The following is an 18,621-nucleotide window of genomic DNA, read 5'->3' on the forward strand; positions in this document are numbered from 1 at the left end:
GGAGCGGCCGCCTCGAAGCACGAGGACCATTGGTGAAGCCTTCATTCTTCAAGGCGCGCGCCCCTCGGGATGAGGGGCGCTTCATTCCTTCGCGTCGTCCGTGACGATGTCGCCGAGTTTCTGCCAGCGCTGGCCGTCGAACTGCACCATCTGGAACTGCTTGTTGACGCGGTAGTCCGTCGGCGTCGTCGTCACCGAGATGCCCGGCAGCGTCAGGTCGAGTGCGATGTTGTTCAGGCTGGCGGCCTGGCGCATCACGTTCTCGCGCGTGAGATCGTCGCCGCATTGCTTCAGCACCTGCACCAGCAGCTGCGCGGTGATATAGCCGTAGACGTTCAGGTTCGAATCCTTGTCGCCCTCCGGGTAGTACTTGGCCATGAAGGCGAGATATCGCTTCATGCCGGGATCGTCCTTCCATTCGGGATCGGCTGAATCCTTGACATAACCGACGCTGACGACGCCCTTGGCGTTGTCGAGTCCGGCAGGTTTCAGCACCGCGCTGACCGAGGAGGCGTTGATGTCGATGATGTGCAGCGGCTTCCAGCCGATCTCGGCCACCTTCTTGATCGCCTGCGCGGCCTGTTTCGGCGTGGTGGCGCTGAACAGCACGTCGGCACCGGCATCCTTCAACCGCAGGATCTGCGAGTCGATGGTCGGCTCGGTGATCTCGTAGGACGTCTCGGCGACGATCATCTTCGCTTTGTCACCGAGACCTGCCTTGAAGCCGGCGAGGTAATCCTTGCCGAGATCGTCGTTCTGATAGAGCACGCCGATCCTGGCGTTCGGATGGTTCTTCAGAAGATATTGCGCGTAGATCCGGCCCTCGACGAGGTAGGACGGATTGAAGCCCATGGTCCAGGGGAAGTTCTTCGGATCGGTGAAACGCGCCGCGCCCGTTGCCGCGAAGAGCTGCGGGACCTTCTTGGCGTTGAGATATTTTTGCACGGCGACATTGGGCGCCGTGCCAATGATCTGGAAGGTCAGCAGCACCTCGTCGCTTTCGACAAGCTTGCGGGTCTGCTCAACCGTCTTCGGAGGCGAATAGGCATCGTCATACTGGATCAGATTGACCTTGCGGCCGTTGACGCCGCCCTGGTCGTTGATCATCTTCATGTAGGCGGCCTGGGTCTTGCCGATGACGGCATAGGCCGAGGCCGGCCCGCTGAGCGGGACGGTCTGGCCGACCTTGATCTCGGTGTCGGATGCGCCGGGATCGTATTTCTTCTGGGCCTGTGCCGCCGGGATCGATAGCGCGAGAACGATCGCGACTGCCGGGACACGGTTGAGAAGTACGTTTTTCATTTCCATTCCCTGTTCGTGACCGTCACTCGCCCTTGAGACCGGCCTCGCGGATCAGCCCGGTCCACTTTTTTGTTTCGTTGTCGATGAACTGACCGAACTCGGCCGCGGTGCCGGCGCGCACTTCGAGGCCCTGGGCGGTCAGCTTGTCCATGACCACCGGCTCGGCCAGCGCGCGCAAGACTTCGGCCTGCAGCTTGTCGACGATGGCCCGCGGCGTCGTCGAAGGCGCCATGAAACCGTACCAGCCGGCCGCGGCCACGTTGGGAAAACCCTGCTCGCGCAGGGTCGGCGCTTGCGGATAGAGCGCGCTGCGTTCGGCCGAGGCGACGCCGAGCACGATGAACTTTCCGCTCTGGATGTAGGGCAGTGCGGTCGGCAGCGCCGTCAGCGTGGCATCGACGCGGCCGGCGAGCAGTTCGGTGTAGGACGCGGCATCGCCACGGAAGGGAATGTTGAGACCCTTGACGCCGGCATCCCTGAACAGGAGTTCGCCGGCAAGATGCGGCTGCGAGCCGGCGCCGGGCGAGGCGAAGGTCAGGCCATCCGGCTTCGATTTGCCGTAGGCGATCAATTCGGGAAGCGTCTTGAACGGCGCATCCGCGCTGATGATCAGGAACAGCGGCGCGATCACAGCCATCGCGACGGGCTGCAGATCCTTGCGCTCATAGGTCAGCTTGCCGAACAGCGCTTCGGCGGTCGCGTAGGGCGCCGCGACATAGAGGAGGGTATAGCCGTCGCCCGGCGCATGCGCGACCGTGTCGTTGGCGATGCGGGTGCCGGCGCCCGGCTTGTTCTCTACGATGAACTGCTGGTGCAGGTTGCGGCCGAACTCTTCGGCCAGCAGCCGCAGCGAGATGTCGTTGGAGCCGCCGGGCCCGTAAGGCGAGATCAGCCGCACCATACGCGACGGCCAGGCGTCCTCAGCGCGTGCGGCGAATGGAAGTCCGGATATCGAAAGAGCGAGGGTGCCCAAAAATGTTCGCCGTGTGATGGTCATGGTGGCCTCCCGATGGCGGAGCGCCGATTGTCTTGTTCATCGCCTGGCGCTCTTCTTGTTCTGCTTTTGTGTTTCGGTCGTCGGTGCCGCCCCAATCATGGTGCGGATGCTGTCGGCAAGAGCGGCAATGCGCGGGCCGATCTCGCCCTCCAGCTGGCCGGGCTGGAGCCGGAATGCGGGGATGCCGCAATTGATCGAAAAGGCCTGCTTCGCCTCACGCGCATGAAACAGCGGCGCGGCGACGGCATGGATCGAGGCGATGTACTCGCCGAAGCAGGTGCAGAAGCCACGGCTGATGCATTGTGCGAGGCCGGCGCGGTATGTCTCGCGGAAGGCCGACCACAGCTCGGTGTCCTCGCTTGCAATGCGCTCTTCGAGCAGCGCGGCATCGGCCTGCGGCAAGGTCGCCGCCGCGGCACGGCCCATCGCCGTCATCACCACGGAAATGGGCATGCCGATGTCGGGGACGTGCGGGCCGACGTCGCCGGAGCGCGCGGTCTCGACATAGATCATGGAGGTCGCATCGAGCAGGCCGATCGAGACCGTGCCGCGCACGCTTTGCGCGAGCTCCTGCATCATGGGCCGCGCGACCTGGCGGAACTGCATGTCGGCGAGCAGCGGATGCGCCATGCGAAGGGCGCGCGCGCCGACGCGATATTTGGCGCGTTCGGAATCGTAGCGGAGGTAGCCGAGCTCGGCGAGCGTATGCGTCAGCCGCGCCACCGTTGGACGCGGAATCCCGGTCAGCGTCGACAGCTCCATGTTGCCGAGCTGCGTCGCTCCCGCCTTGAACGCTTCGAGCACCACGAGACCCTTTGCCAGCGTCGTCGCGAACGCGGCGTCGTCGATGCTGTCCGCCAGCACGGCGGCAGCGGACGAGGAGGCGCGGATCGGTTTGGACGCGGTTTTGGCCATCCAGGATTAATGAACCCGGTCGGGGCGGTTGTCCAATAGATTCATAAAATTGTATTTTGTGTCCACTATCCGGACACGCGGCGGCGTTGCCCGTGCGGATAAAATGTGCGCGACGAGCTCCGCCGCACACAGATTCTCGTCGTGATTCCGTGGGTTGTTGTGACAGGATTATTACGACTGAATGTCATATCGATTACAGCGGAGCGATTCATGTTGCAGTGGCAGGCGCGGACAAATCCCCTCGCGTGGTGGTGGGGGTCCCTGACGCTGGTCAGTGCTGCCAACATTCTCGCCTGGTTCATGCTGTACCGCGCGTTCTATCCCACGTCCGCCGGCAGCATCAGTGGCGGCTCCGACATCGGACTGATGTTCCTGCTCTGCGCCGGCTATGTCTTCGGCTGCGCCTTCCGCTCGTTCCTGCCGCGCGCCGACGTGCAGCGCATCTGTCTGTTCGACACCTGGCTCTCCAGCGTCTTCGTCGGCCGCACGGTCGCGACCGTGGCCGAACTGTGCTTCGCGGCGCAATGGGCGGTCATCCTGCATCAACTCGGGACCATGACGGGCGCCGAGACGGTTGTGAACATCGCGTGGGTGATCGTGCCCATCATCATCATCGCGGAGTGCTTCTCCTGGTATGCGGTGGTGACGACAAACTTCCTTTTCAACGCGATCGAGAACTCGCTGTGGGCGGTGACATTCTTCCTCGCGGGCATCGCGCTGTGCCGGCTGAGGCCGGAATTCCAGGGGCCGGTGCGCTGGGCGCTGATTGCCGGCATCGTCGGCATCGCCTGCTTCCTGGCCTTCCTCGTCACCGTCGACGTGCCGATGTATCTCAGCCGCTGGCGGGCAGGGTATGAAGAGGGCAACCGGTTGCTCGGCTTCCTCGAAGGCCTGCATGACGTCTCGACGCGCTGGGTCGTGACCCACGACATCGCGCACTGGAAGGGCGAGCTGACCTGGATGTTCCTGTATTTCACCGCCGCCGTGTGGTCGAGCCTTGCGCTTTGTGCGCTCTACGCGATGGAAGGCTATCTCACGCGCTATCTGGCTTGAGCAATCAGGCCTCGCCGAGATCGACCTCCGTCAAGATGCCCTGGCGCAGCGCCAGCCGGACCAGCTCGATGTCGGATCCGACGCCGAGCTTGTCCTTGATCAGGGAATGCAGGTTCGCCACCGTCTTCGGGCTGACATGGAGCGTCTCGGCGATCTCCTCTGTCGTATTCTCGGCGAGCAGTAGCCGCAGCACCTCGAACTCGCGCGGCGTGAGGACGTCGGCGGCAGAGCTTTCCCCGGCCAGCCGGCTCAGCGCGAGCTCATGGTCGATGTCGGGGCTGATCGCAATCTTGCCGGCAAGCACGTCCATCACGGCGCGCACCAGCGTCTCCGGCGGACTGGTCTTCGTGACGTAGCCCCTGGCGCCGGCGCGGATCGCCTGCACGGCAAAGCCGGCATTCTCGTGCATGGTGAAGACGAGGATCCTCGCGCCCTTGTCCCACTGCCTGATGCGCCTGACCGCCTCGATGCCGCCGATGCCGGGCATGCTCAGATCCATGATGACGAGGTCGGGCGCCTCCGATTTGTAGAGACGATAGGCCTCGGCGCCGTCGGCGGCTTCGGCGATGACGCGAAGTCCCGGCTGCTTCTGGAGCACGGAGCGATAGCCCTCGCGGACGACGGAATGGTCGTCGACCAGCAGAATGGTCGCGCCGGCCGCGCTCATGCGGCGTGCTCCAGCGGCGGCCGATCGGCGGCTGCGAGCGGAATGACGACGCGCAGTGCGGAGCCGCCGTTCGGCTTGGCCTCGAAGCTCAATTGGCCGCGCAAGGCCGCGACGCGCTCGCGCATGCCGAGCAGGCCCATTCCGGATTTCGCGACGGGATCGGTCGCGCGTCCGTCATCGTCGATCGCAAGCGCGATCTCGCTCGCCCCCATCGTCAATTCCAGGCTGACCCGCGTGGCGACGGCATGCTTGGCGGCATTGGTGAGCGCCTCCTGCACGATCCGGTAGAGGCTGGCGCTGATCGTGGCCGGCAGGGTCTCGAATGCGCCGTCGAACCGGATCGAGAAGCGCGTCTCGCCGCGGCTGCGCCCGTTCCAGCCCGCGACCAGGCCTTCGAGGCTGGCGACGAGCCCGAGCTCCTCGACATCCGGCGGCCGCAGCCGGAACAGTGTGCCGCGCAACGTCTCCATCATGCCGGTTGCGGTCCGCGCGATGCCGTCGCATTCGCCAAGCAAGGAAGGGCAGTCCTGCGCGGCGGTCTGGCGGGCGGAGGAGGCGAGCGCCCGGATGGCGGCGAGCGACTGGCCGAACTCGTCATGCAGCTCGCGCGCGAGATGGCGGCGCTCCTCGTCCTGGAGCGCGATCAGCTTCCGCGTCAGCTCGCTGCGTTCGGCAAGTGCGGTCTCGAGGCTTTCGGCGAGATGGTTGAAGCCGTCGCGGATCGCGGAGAGCTCGGCAAGGTCGAACGGCGGCAGCCGCGTGGTGAGGTCGTTGGCGGCAATCCGCTCCAGGCCGGTGCGGATCATGCGGGTGGGGCGCAGCGCGCGTGCCAGCGCGGCGTAGACCAGGGCGCAGAGCAGCGGCAGCGCGATCGCCAGCGCCAGCATCAGGCGGCCGGCCTCGTGCCAGGCCTCCGCCGTCTGCACGGCCGGCTCGACCGAGACCACGGCGTCGCCAAGCTTCGCTCCGCGCACGATCACAGGCCGTGCCGCTTCGCGGCCGGGGTCGAACAGGCTGCGATAGAAGGCCGTGAAGGCTTGCGGCGGTGGGTTTGCCGGGGCGGGCGCGCCGCTGCAGAAGCGCTGGAGGATGTCGCCGCTCGTGCCGCGGAATGCCAGGCACAGGCCGGGCGTCATCACATAGGCCGAAACGGGGTCGAGGTTGGGAAAGTCCGAGCGCGGGCTGGCGACCCACTGGATCTTGCCCTGCTGTAGCTCCAGCGTCTTGGCGACGATGGCGGCGATGTCGTCGAGGCGCGCATGCGCCGCGCGGTCGGCCGTAATCAGGAAATAGGCGGAGATAACGGCGAAGCAGGCGGCCGATATCGCGGCCACGCGCAACGTCAGACGGACTTTGAGATCGAACCTCGGGCGGTTCCACATCGGCGGGCACCTGGTGCGAACGGGTTGTCGCGCCCGCATTAAACGGCAGAACGCACCTAGCGCAAAGCCGTCAGGCGTGAGTGCGGTCCACCGTCGTGAAATTTTCCCGGTCATCGCCGGGACCGGCGCTGCTGCGAGCCCTGATTACGCCGTCCAGATTGTGCGCCGCTCCGTCATACGAGGCACATTTATGCACCTGCGCCGGTTGATCCTCTCAGTCTGTCTCCTTGTCGTCCTTCCGCCGGCTTATGCGCTTGGTGCCGAGACTGCCGTCGGCGTCGCCATGGACGATTTCAGTTATACCGATACGTCAGCGGAGCCTGCCAACCAGACCGCCGCCCACGAGCGACGGCTGGCGGCCTTCATGGCTGCGCTCCGGCAAGATATCGGCGGAGACCGGCGCTACCGGCTGGTGCCCTCGGCCCAGGACGGCGCGGCGTTCAAGGTGATCGGCGGCATCCAGAAGACGAGCACACTGGTGCAATGGGCCAAGGTCGCCGTGATCGACGTTGGCGCCAGGAAGGTCGTGATGGACAAGCTCTACACCTTCCGCGGCGACAATGATGAATCATGGGAGCGTGCCGAGATCTTCGTGTCCCGCGAGATCATGGCCGCGCTCGGCGCACCCGCGCCGATCGCGCTGGCGGTGTTCGAATTCGAGCTCGAGGACAACACCGCGGCGCCGGCCGCCGGTCTCGCGGCCGCAGATGCATCCTATCTGGCCGAAGTGACCGGCAGTGTGCGCGATGCCCTTGGCCAATCCGGCCGCTACCGCCTCGTCGATGTCGGCAGCGCGAACGAGGAGGCGGTAAAGGCACGCGCTTTACGCGACTGCGGCGGCTGCGAAGCGGCGATGGCGCAAGGGCTCGGTGCGGATCAGTCTCTGATCGGGGTGGTGCGGCGGGTCAGCCGCACCGAATACACGCTCGGCTTCCAGGTGCGCGATGCCAGGACCGGCGCGGTGCTGGCACGCGGCGACAGCGGCCTGCGCCTGGGCGCGGACTATTCCTGGAAACGGGGCGCCGTGCGGCTGGTCAGCGACCGGCTGATCGAGAACCAATAGCAGCGCTCATCGATCAGAACGTCAATTGCACCTTCATCGACTGCGAGCGGTCGCTGGCGAGCTCGAACGCTGCGACCGCGTTCTCGAACGGCATGGTCGCCGTGATCAGCGGCTTGACGTCGATCAGGCCTTCGCCCATCAGCCGCACCGCCAGCTCGAATTCGGGATCGAAGCGGAAGGTGCCGCGGAGCTGCAATTCCTTGGCGACGATGGAGTTGATCGGCAGCGTCATTTCGCCGCCCAGGCCGAGCTGCACCAACGTGGCCCTGGGCCTGAGCACGTCGAGCGCGGTGCGGAGTGCGGCCTGGTTGCCCGAGGCTTCGAACAGCGTGTCGAACACACCCTTGCCGGTGCGCCACGGATCGAGCGCCGTCGCGCCGGCCGCGACATTGATGGCGTAAGTGGCGCCGAGCTTTTTGGCGACCGCAAGCGGCGCCTCCGCGACATCGGTGACCACGATCTCGGCCGCGCCGCCGAAGCGCGAGACCAAAATCATCAGCGCGCCGATCGGGCCGCAGCCGGTGATCAGCACGCGCTTGCCGAGCAGGGGCCCGGCCTGCTTGCCGGCATGCAGGCACACCGCGAGCGGCTCGGCGACCGCGGCTTCCGCCAGCGATAGCTCGTCGGCGATCGGAACGGCCTGCGCCGCATCGACCGTGATGAATTCGCGAAAGCCGCCCTGCACATGGGGAAAGCGCATCGCGCTGCCGAGGAAGCGCATGTCGAGGCACTGGTTGCGCATGCCTTCCTGGCAATGCAGGCACCGGCCGCACGGCTTGCTCGGATTGACCGCGACCCGAGTGCCCGGCTTCACGTTCGTGACGCCGTCACCGATGGCTGCGACCACGCCGGCGATCTCGTGCCCCAGCGCCATCGGTTGCTGGATGCGCACGACACCGAAGCCGCCGTGATGATAGTAGTGCAGATCGGAGCCGCAGATGCCGCCGTTCGCGATCTTGACGCGGACTTCGCCCGGACCGGGCGCTGCATCGGGGTAGCTATCGATCCGCAGATCTTTCGGTGCGTGAATGACGACGGCGCGCATGGTTAGCTCCCTCAGCGTTTCGCGGCTCACATCGCAGCGATCATGCCGCCATCGACATAGATGATCTGGCCGTTGACATAGGTCGAGGCATCCGAGGCCAGGAAGATCGCAGCGCCCACCAGCTCGTCCGGTCGGCCCCAGCGCTTGGAGGGAACGCGGCCCATCAGCCAGTTGTTGAAGTCGGTGTTGTTGACCAGCGCCTCGTTCATGTCGGTCAGCATGTAGCCGGGGCCGATCGCGTTGGCCTGGATGCCGTGCTGGGCCCATTCCACCGCCATCGAGCGGGTCAGGTTCTTGATGCCGCCCTTGGCAGCGGTGTAGGGCGCAATCGTGGGACGCGCGAGCTCGCTGCCGAGCGAGCCGATATTGATGATTTTGCCGTACTTGCGCGGGATCATGCGCTTGGCCGCCTCGCGGCCGATCACGAAGGCGCTGGTGAGGTTGGTCTCGATCACCTTGCGCCACTCGTCGGTGGTGAACTCCACCAGCGGCTTGCGGTGCTGGATGCCGGCATTGTTGACGAGGATGTCGACCGCGATGCCCCTCTTGTCGAAGTCGTTGAAGGCGGCGACGATCGCAGGCTCGTCGGTGACGTTGAAAGCGGCGCCTTCGGCCTGGTGGCCGGCGGCGCGAAACTCGGCGACGGCCTGCTCGACACGCTTGGGATCGACGCCGTTGATGATCAGCTTGGCGCCGGCCTTGGCCATGCCCTCGGCAATGGCGCGGCCGAGGCCGCGGGAGGAGCCGGTCACGAGCGCGGTGCGGCCGGAAAGATCGAAGAGGGCGGTGCTCATCTCAAGAATCCTCAGACGTTGGAACGGCGCACGGTCAGATCGGAGCGGTCGAAGACGGCAGGCAGAAGGTCGACGCCGAGGCCGGGGCCTTCCATTGGATAGACAAAACCATCCTTGATCGTGGGCATGGTGGTCACGAGCTCATTGTACCAGCCCTTGTAGAAGGCGCGCACGGATTCCTGGATCAATGTGTTGGGCTGGCTGAACGACATGTGGATGGCAGCGATGAAGCCGATCGGGCCGATGCAGTCGTGCGGTGCGAAGGGCCGGTGATAGGTCTCGGCCATCGCCGCGATCTTGCGGCCCTCGGTGAGGCCGCCGGTCCAGCACAGATCCGCCATCACCACATGCATAGCGTCGCGGTCGAGCATGTCCTTGTAGGGGAAGCGCGAGCCCAGCGTCTCGCTGGCGCAGACCCAGACGTCGGTGCAGCGGGCATATTCGGCCAGCGCCTGCGGCGAGTTCATACGGATCGGGTCTTCGTACCAGGTCGGCTTGTAGGGCTCGAGCGCGCGCGCGATCTGTTTTGCGGTTGGCAGGTTCCACAGCGAGTGAAGCTCGACCATGATCTCCATCTTGTCGCCGACCGTCTTTCGGATCTTCTCGAACGGCTCGATCGCCTGCTTCATCTGCGCGGCGGAGATGTAGAGACCCTTGTTCTCCTGCGCCGCCGGATCGAACGGCCAGATCTTCATCGCGGAGATGCCGCTCTCCAGCAGGTTTTCGGCAAGCGCGTCGGCGCGGTGCATGAAGCCGTCGAGGTCTTCGTAGGGACTTTTGGCAGCGCCAAGATTCCAGTTCGCGACCGGGCTGATATTGGTGGAGCGGACATATTGGGTGCCGGCGCAGGTGTTGTAGATGCGCTGCTTGTCGCGGCAGAGGCCGCCGAGCATCTGGTGGACCGGCTGATTGCAGACTTTGCCGAACAGGTCCCACAGCGCAATGTCGATTGCCGAAGCCGCGCGATATTCGACGCCGGTGGACGACTGCGCCATCGGCAGGTTCAGCATGTCGCGATGGATCGCCTCGATGTGCAGCGGATTGCGGCCGAGCAGGCGGCCGGCAAAGGTGTCGTGGATCTGCGCCTCGACTGCGCCGGCGCCATAAAAGGTTTCACCGAGGCCGATCATGCCCGTGTCGGTGTGGACGCGCACCCAGATGACGTTGGAGAATTCTTCGGTGCGCAGCGTCTCTATCGACGTGATCTTCACGGCAATACTCCTCCCGTCGCAGGCGCGCGCAGCGCCGTCTTGTTGTCATTCCGCACCGCAACATGGTGCGGGCGCATGCGAAGTCTTACGCTCGCTTGTAATATATCACAACATGTTTTAGGGATATCACCAACAAGGCGCCATCCAGCAACGACGGCGCGGGCTGAGGGAGAGACGGCATGGCAACGCGCAAGCGCGCGCTCGAGGTGGTGAGGAACGACGACGGCGAGGGCAAGCCCTTCCGACGCAACCGTCTCAACTTCTTCGAGCTCGCCTACCAGAGGATCGAAGAGCTGCTCGTCCATTGCGAGCTCAAGCCAGGCCAGTTCATGACGATGCTGGAATTGCAGCACATCACCGGCTTCGGCCGTACGCCGGTTCATCACGCCGTCAATCGTCTCTCCGCCGATACGTTGATCATCATCCGACCGCGCCACGGTCTGCGCATTGCGCCGATCGATCTGGCACGCGAGCGCATGCTGCTGGCCTTGCGCCGCGACATGGAGCGCTTCGTGATCCGGCTTGCGGCCGATCGCGCCAGCCTCTCGCACCGCAATCAGGCGCTGCATATCGAGCGCCTTTTGCGCGAGCGCCGCGCCACTCTGACCCTCGACGAGTTCAACAGTATTGACCGCCGCATCGACGCGCTGGTGCTGGAGGCGGCAGGCGAGCCGTTTCTGGTGCACACGCTACGGCCGTTACACACGCTGTACCGGCGCATCGGCTACATCCACCACCGGTTCATGCCGGGACAGGCCGAACTGTCAGGCACGATCGATCGTCACCTCGCCATTCTCGCCGCGGTCGCCGGCCGCCGCGTCGAGGACGCGGTGAAGGCGAGCGATGCACTGATCGACTACATGGGCGAGATGTTCACCGGCATGGAGGTCGGGATCGACCCGCGCCTGCTCGATTGCAGCATCGAGCCGCTGCTTGGCACGTAAGAAAGTTTTGAAGAGAGGACCAAAGATGTCGACGATGGCGATGCCACAACCGACCGCGAGCGAAGCCGCGGTCCGCTACCTCATCACGAACTACAGTCCCAAGGGCAACAAGGTCGGCTGGCTGATGATGGCCTCGATCCTGGTCGAAGCCTGGGATCTTTATTCGATCGCCTTCGTGCTGATCTTCATCAAGGAGCAGTTCAATCCCGATCCGCTGATGCTGGGCCTGGCCGCGGCCGGTACGCAAGGCGGCGCCCTGATCGGTGCGCTGCTCGGCGGCTGGCTCTCCGACAAGATCGGCCGCCGCGTCATGTTCCTGGTGACGATGGTGCTGTTCATCGTGCTGGCGCTGGCGCAGGCCTTCGTGCCCAATGTGTTCTGGCTCGTCGTGATCCGCTTCTTGCTCGGCGTTCCGCTCGGTTCGGACATCTCGACCGGCTACACCTACATCATGGAATCCATGGCCAAGGGTGAGCGCGAAGTCATGGGCAACCGCTGGCAATTCATGTTCGCGGTCGGTGAGGTCCTGACGATCGGCGTCATCGTGATCTTCCTGCTGCTCGACATCAACCACGAAACGCTATGGCGGGTGACGCTCGGCCTCGGCGCGCTGCCGGCGCTGATCATCCTGATCATGCGGCACGACGTGCCGGAGACGGCGGTCTGGCTGGTGCAGAAGGGACGCTACCGCGAGGCCAAGCAGGTCGCGCGCGAGATGTTCAACGACGACCTCGCCATGCTGCCGGACCATGACGTGGAGGTGCCCAAGGTGTCCACCCGCGACTTCCTCGCCGACCTCAAGAAGGATCCGATCCGCTGGCGCGCCACGATCTACGGCTGGATCGCCTGCTTCGCGCAGGCCAGCGAGTTCTCGACCTTCGCGTTCTACCTGCCGGTGCTCTTCGTGATGGTCGGCGTGTCGAGCGTGCTCGGCATCAATCTGGTGACGATGGCGCTGTTCTCCTTCGCTGCCGTGTCGGGCTGGGTCGGTCCGCTGCTGACCCCGAAAATCGGCCACCGCGGCATCTCGATCACGGGCTTCTCGATCGTGCTGGTCTCGCTGCTGGTCGCGGCCTTCGCGCTCTACACCGACAACAAGATCCTGCTGCCGTTCGCGGCTGCCGCGATGCTGTGGGGCCATTATTGGGATGCCTCCAACTGCATGACGATCCCGACCATGGTCGCCAAGCCGAAATATCGCGGCACCGCGAGCGGCTTCGCCTACATGTTCGTGAAGCTGCCGTCGTTCCTCGCGATCTTCCTGTTCCCGTCGTTGTTCGCGGCGATTGGGCAGGCGAATGCCACGCTGTTCGTCGCGATCTTCCCGCTGATCGGATTGCTTGCCGCAATCTTCATCCTGCCGGAAGTCTACGGCTACGAGAACGACTGATCTCGCAAGTTACCTGATCGCGGCCGCCAAGGCCGCGATCAGGGCCGGCGGCGTCACGAGCAGTCCGAGCTTGAGGAACGGCCAGGCGCCGACTTCGATCTTCTCCCGCCGCAGCGCCACCAGCCACAGGATGGTGGCGAGCGAACCGGTCACCGACAGATTGGGACCGAGATCGACGCCGATCAGGATGGCGCTCACGACCGGCGCGGGCAAGTGATCGCTGGCGGCGACCGAGCCGGCAACGAGACCGACGGGAAGATTATTGGCGATGTTGTCGGCGACCGCGGTGGCGATGCCGACGCTCCAGGCCGCCTTCGTCACGGATTGTCCGACAGCTTCATGCAGCAGCGCGCTGAGCTGCCCGATCACGCCGGTCTTGATCAGCGCTTCCACCATCACGAACAATCCGCCGACCAGCGGCAGCACGCTCCAGGAGACGCCGCGCAGCACGGGGAGCGGCGATTGCCGGTTGAGCAGCAGCACGATTGCGGCTGTCACCACGCCGCAAACGAAGGTCGGCAGGCCCAATTGCTTGTCCAACGCGGAGGCCGTGACCAGCACGACGCCGATCGCCACGATGCCGATGGCCGTCAGCTTGCCGCCGCGGCCGAGCTTGGGATGCGGCACTCTGCGCGCGATCGTCTCTTCCTTCAGGGCGCGGTGCTGGGTCAGGCGCAGCACGACATAAGTCAGCAGGATCGAGGCCGCCGAGGGCAGGGCGAACAGCCGCAGCCATTCGGTGAGCGCAGGCATGTGGGCGCCGAACACGACGAGATTGGCGGGGTTGGAGATCGGCAGCACGAAGCTCGCGGCATTGGCGATGAAGGCGCAGACGAAGAGATAAGGCAGCGGCTTGGCGCCGGCCGCACGCGTCGCGGCATAGACGGCGGGGGTCAGCACGATCGCGGTGGCGTCGTTCGAGAGCAGGACGGTGACGAGCGTGCCGACAATGTAGATCAGCAGGAACAGCCGCTGCGGCGAGCCGCCGGCATGTTCCACGGCGAGCGCTGCGAGATAGTCGAACAGGCCTTCGAGCCGCGCCAGCTCGGCGATCAGCATCATGCCGATCAGGAAAAGATAGACATCCACGCCTTTCTCGATGCCGGTGAGCGCATCCCGCCAGGGCAGCAGACCGAACAGCACGAGCGCACTGGCGCCGATGATGGCCCAGATCGCCTCCGGCAGGCGAAAGGGCCGGATGATGACGCCTGCGGTCGCGACGACGATGATGCTCCAGGCCCAGATGGCGTTAGACGGCACGTTCGATCCTTGAGATGTGTCGGTTCATTCGGCAGCGATAGCGGAAGCCGATGTCGATGTCTTCCCCCCGCGAGCGCGGACGGCTATCTGCGATTGCCGCGTCTCGGCCCGAGTTTCAGTCCACAATGTTGTTCAAAAGCCCGTTGGGTTGGAGCGGCACGATAGCGCCGTCATTGCGAGGAGCGCAGCGACGAAGCAATCCAGACTGTTTCCGCGGAAAGATTTTGGATTGTTTCGCTGCGCTCGCAACTACGGAGTTTGTGGCAGCTTCGTGCGACCATAACACTCATCGCGCCATCGACGGCTTTGCCGTGATTGCCTTGCGCAAGATGCGCGACAGCGCTTCGACCGAATACGGCTTCTGGATCAGCTCGAAACCGCGATCGGCGTTCTCGGCGAGAACGTTGCTGTAACCAGAGGTGAGCACGACGGGCAGGCCCGGATAGCGTTCGCGGATGATGCCGGCGAGCTCGACGCCGTTCATGCCGGGCATGATGACGTCGGAGAAAACGAGATCGACGGCGAACTCGTTCTCGCCGAGAATGGCGAGCGCCGCATTGGCGTTGGCGGCGCGGCGGACGACATAGCCGAGGTCTTCCAGCAGCTCGGTGGAGAACCGGCCGACCTCGTCGTCGTCTTCCACCACGAGCACGCGATAGCCGCGCCCGGTGGCCGCGGCCTCATAGGTCAGCGCCGCGGCTTCCTGATCTGTCGCGGGGCTGTGCGCCCGCGGCAGATAGATGGTGAAGGTCGCGCCTTCACCATGCGTGCTCGTCACGGCAATGTCGCCCTCGGACTGCTTTGCGAAGCCGAAGGCCTGGCTCAGGCCGAGGCCGGTGCCCTTGCCGACCTCCTTGGTGGTGAAGAACGGCTCGAAGATGGCTTCGATGTTTTCGGGCGCGATGCCGCTGCCGGTGTCGGCAACGGAGATCGCGACATAGTCGCCGCCGCGCGCCGGTTGCGTGCGGAGGTCGGGGATTCCCTGAACTTTCCGGACCGCTATGGTGAGACGGCCTTCGCCGTCCATGGCGTCGCGGGCGTTGATGGCGAGGTTGATTAGCGCGGTCTCGAATTGCGCGATATCGGCGACCGTGAAGCAGTCGCCATCGTGAACCTCCACCGCGATTTCGATGCGGCCGCCGACCAGCGGCCGGACCAGTTGCGCCACGCCTTCAACCTGGCTGCCGACGTTGAAGATCTGCGGTTTCAGCGGCTGCCGGCGCGCAAACGCCAGCAGCTGGGCGGTCAGCTTGGAGGCACGCTCGACGGTGTCCGAGATAGCATCGACATAGCGGCGACGGCGCTCCTCCGGCAGCTCGCGGCGGCGCAGGAAATCGGTGGCCGAGCGGATGATGGTGAGCAGATTGTTGAAGTCGTGCGCGACGCCGCCAGTGAGCTGGCCGATCGCCTCCATCTTCTGCGATTGCCGCAACGCTTCCTCGCCGCGGCGACGCTCGGTGATGTCCACAGCCTCAGGCACCGCGCCGGTGATGTTGCCGTGGCGGTCGAGCACCGGGCGCATGCCGAACTCGAAATCGCGCTCCCCGATGGGAAGGCGCAGGCGCATCTCCATCCGCACGGCTTCGCCCTTGAGCACGGTGTCGAAGGCCTCGCGCACTCGTGCGCCCATGCCCTCCGTCGTGCTGAACCAGGGCGTCTGCCACAACGGCTTTCCGATCACATCCGCAGGGCTCGCCTTGATGGCGTCGAGCACGGTCGTGTTGGCGTAAAGCAGCTCGCCACTGAGATTGACGAGGCCCTGATACTGGTTGCTGGTCTCCAGGATGGCGCGCAGCCGCGCCTCGTTGGATTCGAGTTCGGCGGTGCGCTGGACGATGCGTTCTTCCAGCGTCTCGTTGAGCTGCCGGAGCTCGATCTCGGCCTGTTTGGCCACCGTGATGTCATGGGCAACGCCGATGAAGCCGATATGCCTGCCGGTCGGGTCCCAGCGCGGCTGCGATTCCGAACGCAGCCAGCGCCATTCGCCGGCGGCGTTCTTGTAGCGGGCTTCCAGCACGAACGGTTTGAGTGATGCTTCGCCCTGAACGGATTGCTGTAGCACGTGGGGCAGGTCGTCCGGATGCAGCACCTTGCGCCAGTCGAAGGCAATGGCCTGGTCGTAGGGCAGGCCGACGAAATCGACATAGGCCTGGTTGGCGAAGGACCGTGTGCGGTCGAGTTTGGTGACCCAGATCGGCACCGGGGCGCTGTCGGCGATCAGCCGGAAGCGCTCTTCGCTCTCGCGCAGGGTCTCACGCACCAGCATCTGGTCGGTGACGTCGATATGGGCGCCGACGAGGCGAAGGGCGCGGCCGCCACCGTCCCGCTCGATCTTGGCGACGACGCGGATCCAGCGGGTCTCGCCGTCGCTGGGGCGGATGATGCGGTATTCTGCGGTATAGTCCTCACTGGTGCCGGACAGCGCTTCGATGAAGTGCTTCACCGTAGCGTCCCGGTCGCCGGGATGAATGCGATTGATCCAGTCCTCGTGCGACTCGTCGGCAGCTTCCGGCGGCAGGCCGTGAAGCATCAGATATTCCGGCGAACGGCGGTTCTTGAAGCCTTCGCGGAAATCGACTTCGAGACCGCCGACCTTGCCGATGCGCTGGATGCGCGCAAGTTCGGCTTCGCGCTCCTGGAGCGCGCGATAGGCGTTGTCGCGCTCGCGCGCAACATCTTCCAGGTGCTGGCGCAGCTTTTCGGCGGCGATGGTCTCGGGCAAAGGATCGTTCAAGGCGTTGGCCGTTGTGATGCGAGAGCGCACGTGGCGGACCGATATTCACACAGACGTAGCGCGATGGCCATTGCTCAGAGGGAATATGGAAAGAAAGGCGTCGCCGGATGCAGTATGGTGGGCATGAGCGAACGCCAAGGTCTGGCTATTTGTTCCGAACATTGGAACGATGAGCCCGCCGCGCGCGTATCCGCGAGGCGCCACAACTGTCATTCCCAAAAGCTCCCTTTCCGAAGAGGCTAAATCTTGAAGCTTTTTGTCTGCCAGGCCTGCGGCAACGTCCTCTATTTCGAGAACCGCACCTGTGAACGCTGCGGCCATCGGGTCGCGTTCCTGCCGGAGAAGGAGACGATGTCGGCGATCGAGCCCGACGGAGAGGTCTGGGCCACGCTCGCCGACAAGGGCAGCGGACGCATGCCGTGCCGTAATGCCGAATATGATTCCTGCAACTGGCTGACGGATGCAGGTGATACCACCGGCTATTGCCGCGCCTGCCGGCATAACGGCGTCGTGCCGGATCTGTCGGATCAGGCGCAACTCGCCGGCTGGCGCGAGCTGGAGATGGCGAAGCACCGGCTGTTCTATTCCCTGATCCGCTGGAAGCTGCCGCTCCAGACCCGGCAGGACAATCCCGAACATGGCCTGATCTTCAATTTCCTCGCCGACGATCCGCAGAGCGGGCAGAAGGTCCTGACCGGCCACGACAACGGCCTGATCACGATCGCGCTGACCGAGGCCGACGACATCGAGCGCGAGCGGCGCAGGCTGGAGATGGGCGAGCCCTACCGGACGCTGCTCGGGCATTTCCGCCACGAGGTCGGGCACTATTTCTGGGACGTGCTGGTGCGCGACGGCGGCATGCTGGACGAATGCCGCGCTGTGTTCGGCGACGATTCCGCCGATTACGGTCAGGCCTTGCAGCGCCACTATGCCGAAGGCGCCCCGCCGGACTGGCAGCAGAACTACGTTTCTGCCTACGCGACCACGCATCCCTGGGAAGATTTCGCCGAGACCTGGGCGCACTATCTTCACATCGTCGACACTCTGGAGATGGCTAGCGAGTTCGGCATGGAGGTGCGGCCCAAGGTGGACCGCGACGGGGAGTTGACGGCGCGCATCCGCTTCAACCCGTACGAAGCGAGGGACGTCGAGGCCATCGTCAACGCATGGCTGCCCTTCACCTTCGCCATGAACAGCGTCAACCGCGCCATGGGCATGCGCGATCTCTATCCGTTCATCCTCTCGCCGGTCGTTGTCGACAAGCTCGGCTTCATTCACGGCTTGGTCCGGAACGTGGGCAAGGCCGGGAAGCCGTAGGCCGTCCGGGGCCTGTCAGGCCCGTTTCGGTCTTGCTTCGGTCTTGCGCTGGTACGCCAGAGGGGCCGGATTTTGACCGTTGCCTCCAGCCTATTTTGATGTACCACGGGAGCCACACGGCCCCTCCCATAGGCTCCAACGGCCAGGGAAGGGTCCCGCCCAAGGTCGAGACTCAAGAAAAGCATGTTCAAACGCATTCTGATCGCCAATCGCGGCGAAATCGCCTGCCGGGTCATCAAGACCGCTCGCCGCATGGGAGTTCAGACGGTCGCGGTCTACTCCGAGGCCGACCGCGACGCTCTCCATGTCGAGATGGCCGACGAGGCCGTGCTGATCGGCCCGCCGGCTGCGGCCGAGAGTTATCTGGTGATCGAGAAGATCGTGGAGGCCTGCCGCAAGACCGGCGCCGAGGCCGTGCATCCCGGTTACGGCTTCCTGTCCGAGCGCGAGGCGTTTCCGCGCGCGCTGGAGGCGGCGGGCATCGTCTTCATCGGCCCCAACCCGGGCGCGATCGCGGCGATGGGCGACAAGATCGAATCCAAAAGGG

Annotated in this window: 16 protein-coding genes; 6 read left to right on the plus strand and 10 right to left on the minus strand. The window is 64.8% G+C overall.

The features are described 5' to 3' along the window. Positions 1-81: 81 nt before the first annotated feature. The 3 genes from IVB13_RS33475 to IVB13_RS33485 are packed head-to-tail and all read right to left on the minus strand — an operon-like array spanning position 82 to position 3,214. On the minus strand, positions 82-1,302 hold the full coding sequence (locus tag IVB13_RS33475; RefSeq protein WP_204511431.1) for an ABC transporter substrate-binding protein: 1,221 nt from the start codon (positions 1,300-1,302) through the stop codon (positions 82-84). 22 nt (positions 1,303-1,324) lie between these two features. Next, a complete protein-coding gene (locus IVB13_RS33480; RefSeq protein WP_026232910.1) occupies positions 1,325-2,299 on the minus strand; it encodes a tripartite tricarboxylate transporter substrate binding protein in 975 nt (324 codons plus the stop codon). Between the two features lie 36 nt (positions 2,300-2,335). Then, the gene (locus IVB13_RS33485; protein WP_018455248.1) at positions 2,336-3,214 is read right to left on the minus strand and encodes an IclR family transcriptional regulator; all 879 of its coding nucleotides are present in this window, start codon (positions 3,212-3,214) and stop codon (positions 2,336-2,338) included. Positions 3,215-3,424: 210 nt separating this feature from the next. On the opposite strand from IVB13_RS33485, the gene IVB13_RS33490 reads away from it, so the two are divergent. Next, complete coding sequence (locus IVB13_RS33490) at positions 3,425-4,267, plus strand: hypothetical protein (RefSeq protein ID WP_247443478.1); 843 nt, start codon at positions 3,425-3,427, stop codon at positions 4,265-4,267. Positions 4,268-4,271: 4 nt separating this feature from the next. Here the strand turns inward: IVB13_RS33490 and IVB13_RS33495 are convergent, their stop codons facing one another. Both IVB13_RS33495 and IVB13_RS33500 read right to left on the minus strand, forming a co-directional pair. Beyond that, positions 4,272-4,934, minus strand: coding sequence for a response regulator transcription factor (locus IVB13_RS33495; RefSeq protein WP_018455246.1), 663 nt, complete (start codon positions 4,932-4,934; stop codon positions 4,272-4,274). Continuing rightward, entirely contained in the window at positions 4,931-6,316 is a 1,386-nt protein-coding gene (locus tag IVB13_RS33500; protein WP_018455245.1) for a HAMP domain-containing sensor histidine kinase, read from the minus strand. The genes IVB13_RS33495 and IVB13_RS33500 overlap by 4 nt, the downstream gene beginning before the upstream one ends. 190 nt (positions 6,317-6,506) lie before the next feature. On the opposite strand from IVB13_RS33500, the gene IVB13_RS33505 reads away from it, so the two are divergent. Next, entirely contained in the window at positions 6,507-7,379 is an 873-nt protein-coding gene (locus IVB13_RS33505) for a DUF3280 domain-containing protein (RefSeq protein ID WP_018455244.1), read from the plus strand. 13 nt (positions 7,380-7,392) lie between these two features. Here IVB13_RS33505 and IVB13_RS33510 read toward each other — a convergent pair whose 3' ends face one another. Genes IVB13_RS33510 through IVB13_RS33520 form a run of 3 tightly spaced genes read right to left on the minus strand, consistent with a single transcriptional unit; the run spans position 7,393 to position 10,429 of the window. Next, entirely contained in the window at positions 7,393-8,424 is a 1,032-nt protein-coding gene (locus IVB13_RS33510; RefSeq protein ID WP_085395601.1) for an L-idonate 5-dehydrogenase, read from the minus strand. 26 nt (positions 8,425-8,450) lie between these two features. Continuing rightward, positions 8,451-9,218 (minus strand): SDR family oxidoreductase, encoded by a 768-nt coding sequence (locus IVB13_RS33515; RefSeq protein ID WP_085384460.1) that lies wholly within the window; start codon positions 9,216-9,218, stop codon positions 8,451-8,453. A gap of 11 nt (positions 9,219-9,229) precedes the next feature. After that, entirely contained in the window at positions 9,230-10,429 is a 1,200-nt protein-coding gene (locus IVB13_RS33520) for a mandelate racemase/muconate lactonizing enzyme family protein (RefSeq protein WP_085351339.1), read from the minus strand. 179 nt (positions 10,430-10,608) lie between these two features. Between IVB13_RS33520 and IVB13_RS33525 the strand changes: the two genes are divergently transcribed. Further along, the gene (locus tag IVB13_RS33525) at positions 10,609-11,373 is read left to right on the plus strand and encodes a GntR family transcriptional regulator (RefSeq protein WP_018455240.1); all 765 of its coding nucleotides are present in this window, start codon (positions 10,609-10,611) and stop codon (positions 11,371-11,373) included. Between the two features lie 25 nt (positions 11,374-11,398). Next, a complete protein-coding gene (locus IVB13_RS33530) occupies positions 11,399-12,763 on the plus strand; it encodes an MFS transporter (protein ID WP_018455239.1) in 1,365 nt (454 codons plus the stop codon). A 9-nt stretch (positions 12,764-12,772) separates the two neighbouring features. On the opposite strand, the gene IVB13_RS33535 is transcribed toward IVB13_RS33530, so the two are convergent. Together IVB13_RS33535 and IVB13_RS33540 are read right to left on the minus strand one after the other, a co-directional pair. Then, positions 12,773-14,023, minus strand: coding sequence for an arsenic transporter (locus tag IVB13_RS33535; RefSeq protein WP_018455238.1), 1,251 nt, complete (start codon positions 14,021-14,023; stop codon positions 12,773-12,775). Positions 14,024-14,309: 286 nt separating this feature from the next. Beyond that, complete coding sequence (locus IVB13_RS33540) at positions 14,310-16,787, minus strand: PAS domain S-box protein (RefSeq protein WP_018455237.1); 2,478 nt, start codon at positions 16,785-16,787, stop codon at positions 14,310-14,312. Between the two features lie 216 nt (positions 16,788-17,003). Between IVB13_RS33540 and IVB13_RS33545 the strand changes: the two genes are divergently transcribed. After that, entirely contained in the window at positions 17,004-18,074 is a 1,071-nt protein-coding gene (locus IVB13_RS33545) for a putative zinc-binding peptidase (protein WP_018455236.1), read from the plus strand. 183 nt (positions 18,075-18,257) lie between these two features. After that, positions 18,258-18,621 (plus strand): biotin carboxylase N-terminal domain-containing protein (locus IVB13_RS33550; protein WP_276578412.1); only part of this gene is annotated, 364 nt, incomplete at its 3' end.

Source organism: Bradyrhizobium sp. 17, from assembly GCF_023073515.1.
Lineage (GTDB): Bacteria > Pseudomonadota > Alphaproteobacteria > Rhizobiales > Xanthobacteraceae > Bradyrhizobium > Bradyrhizobium canariense_D.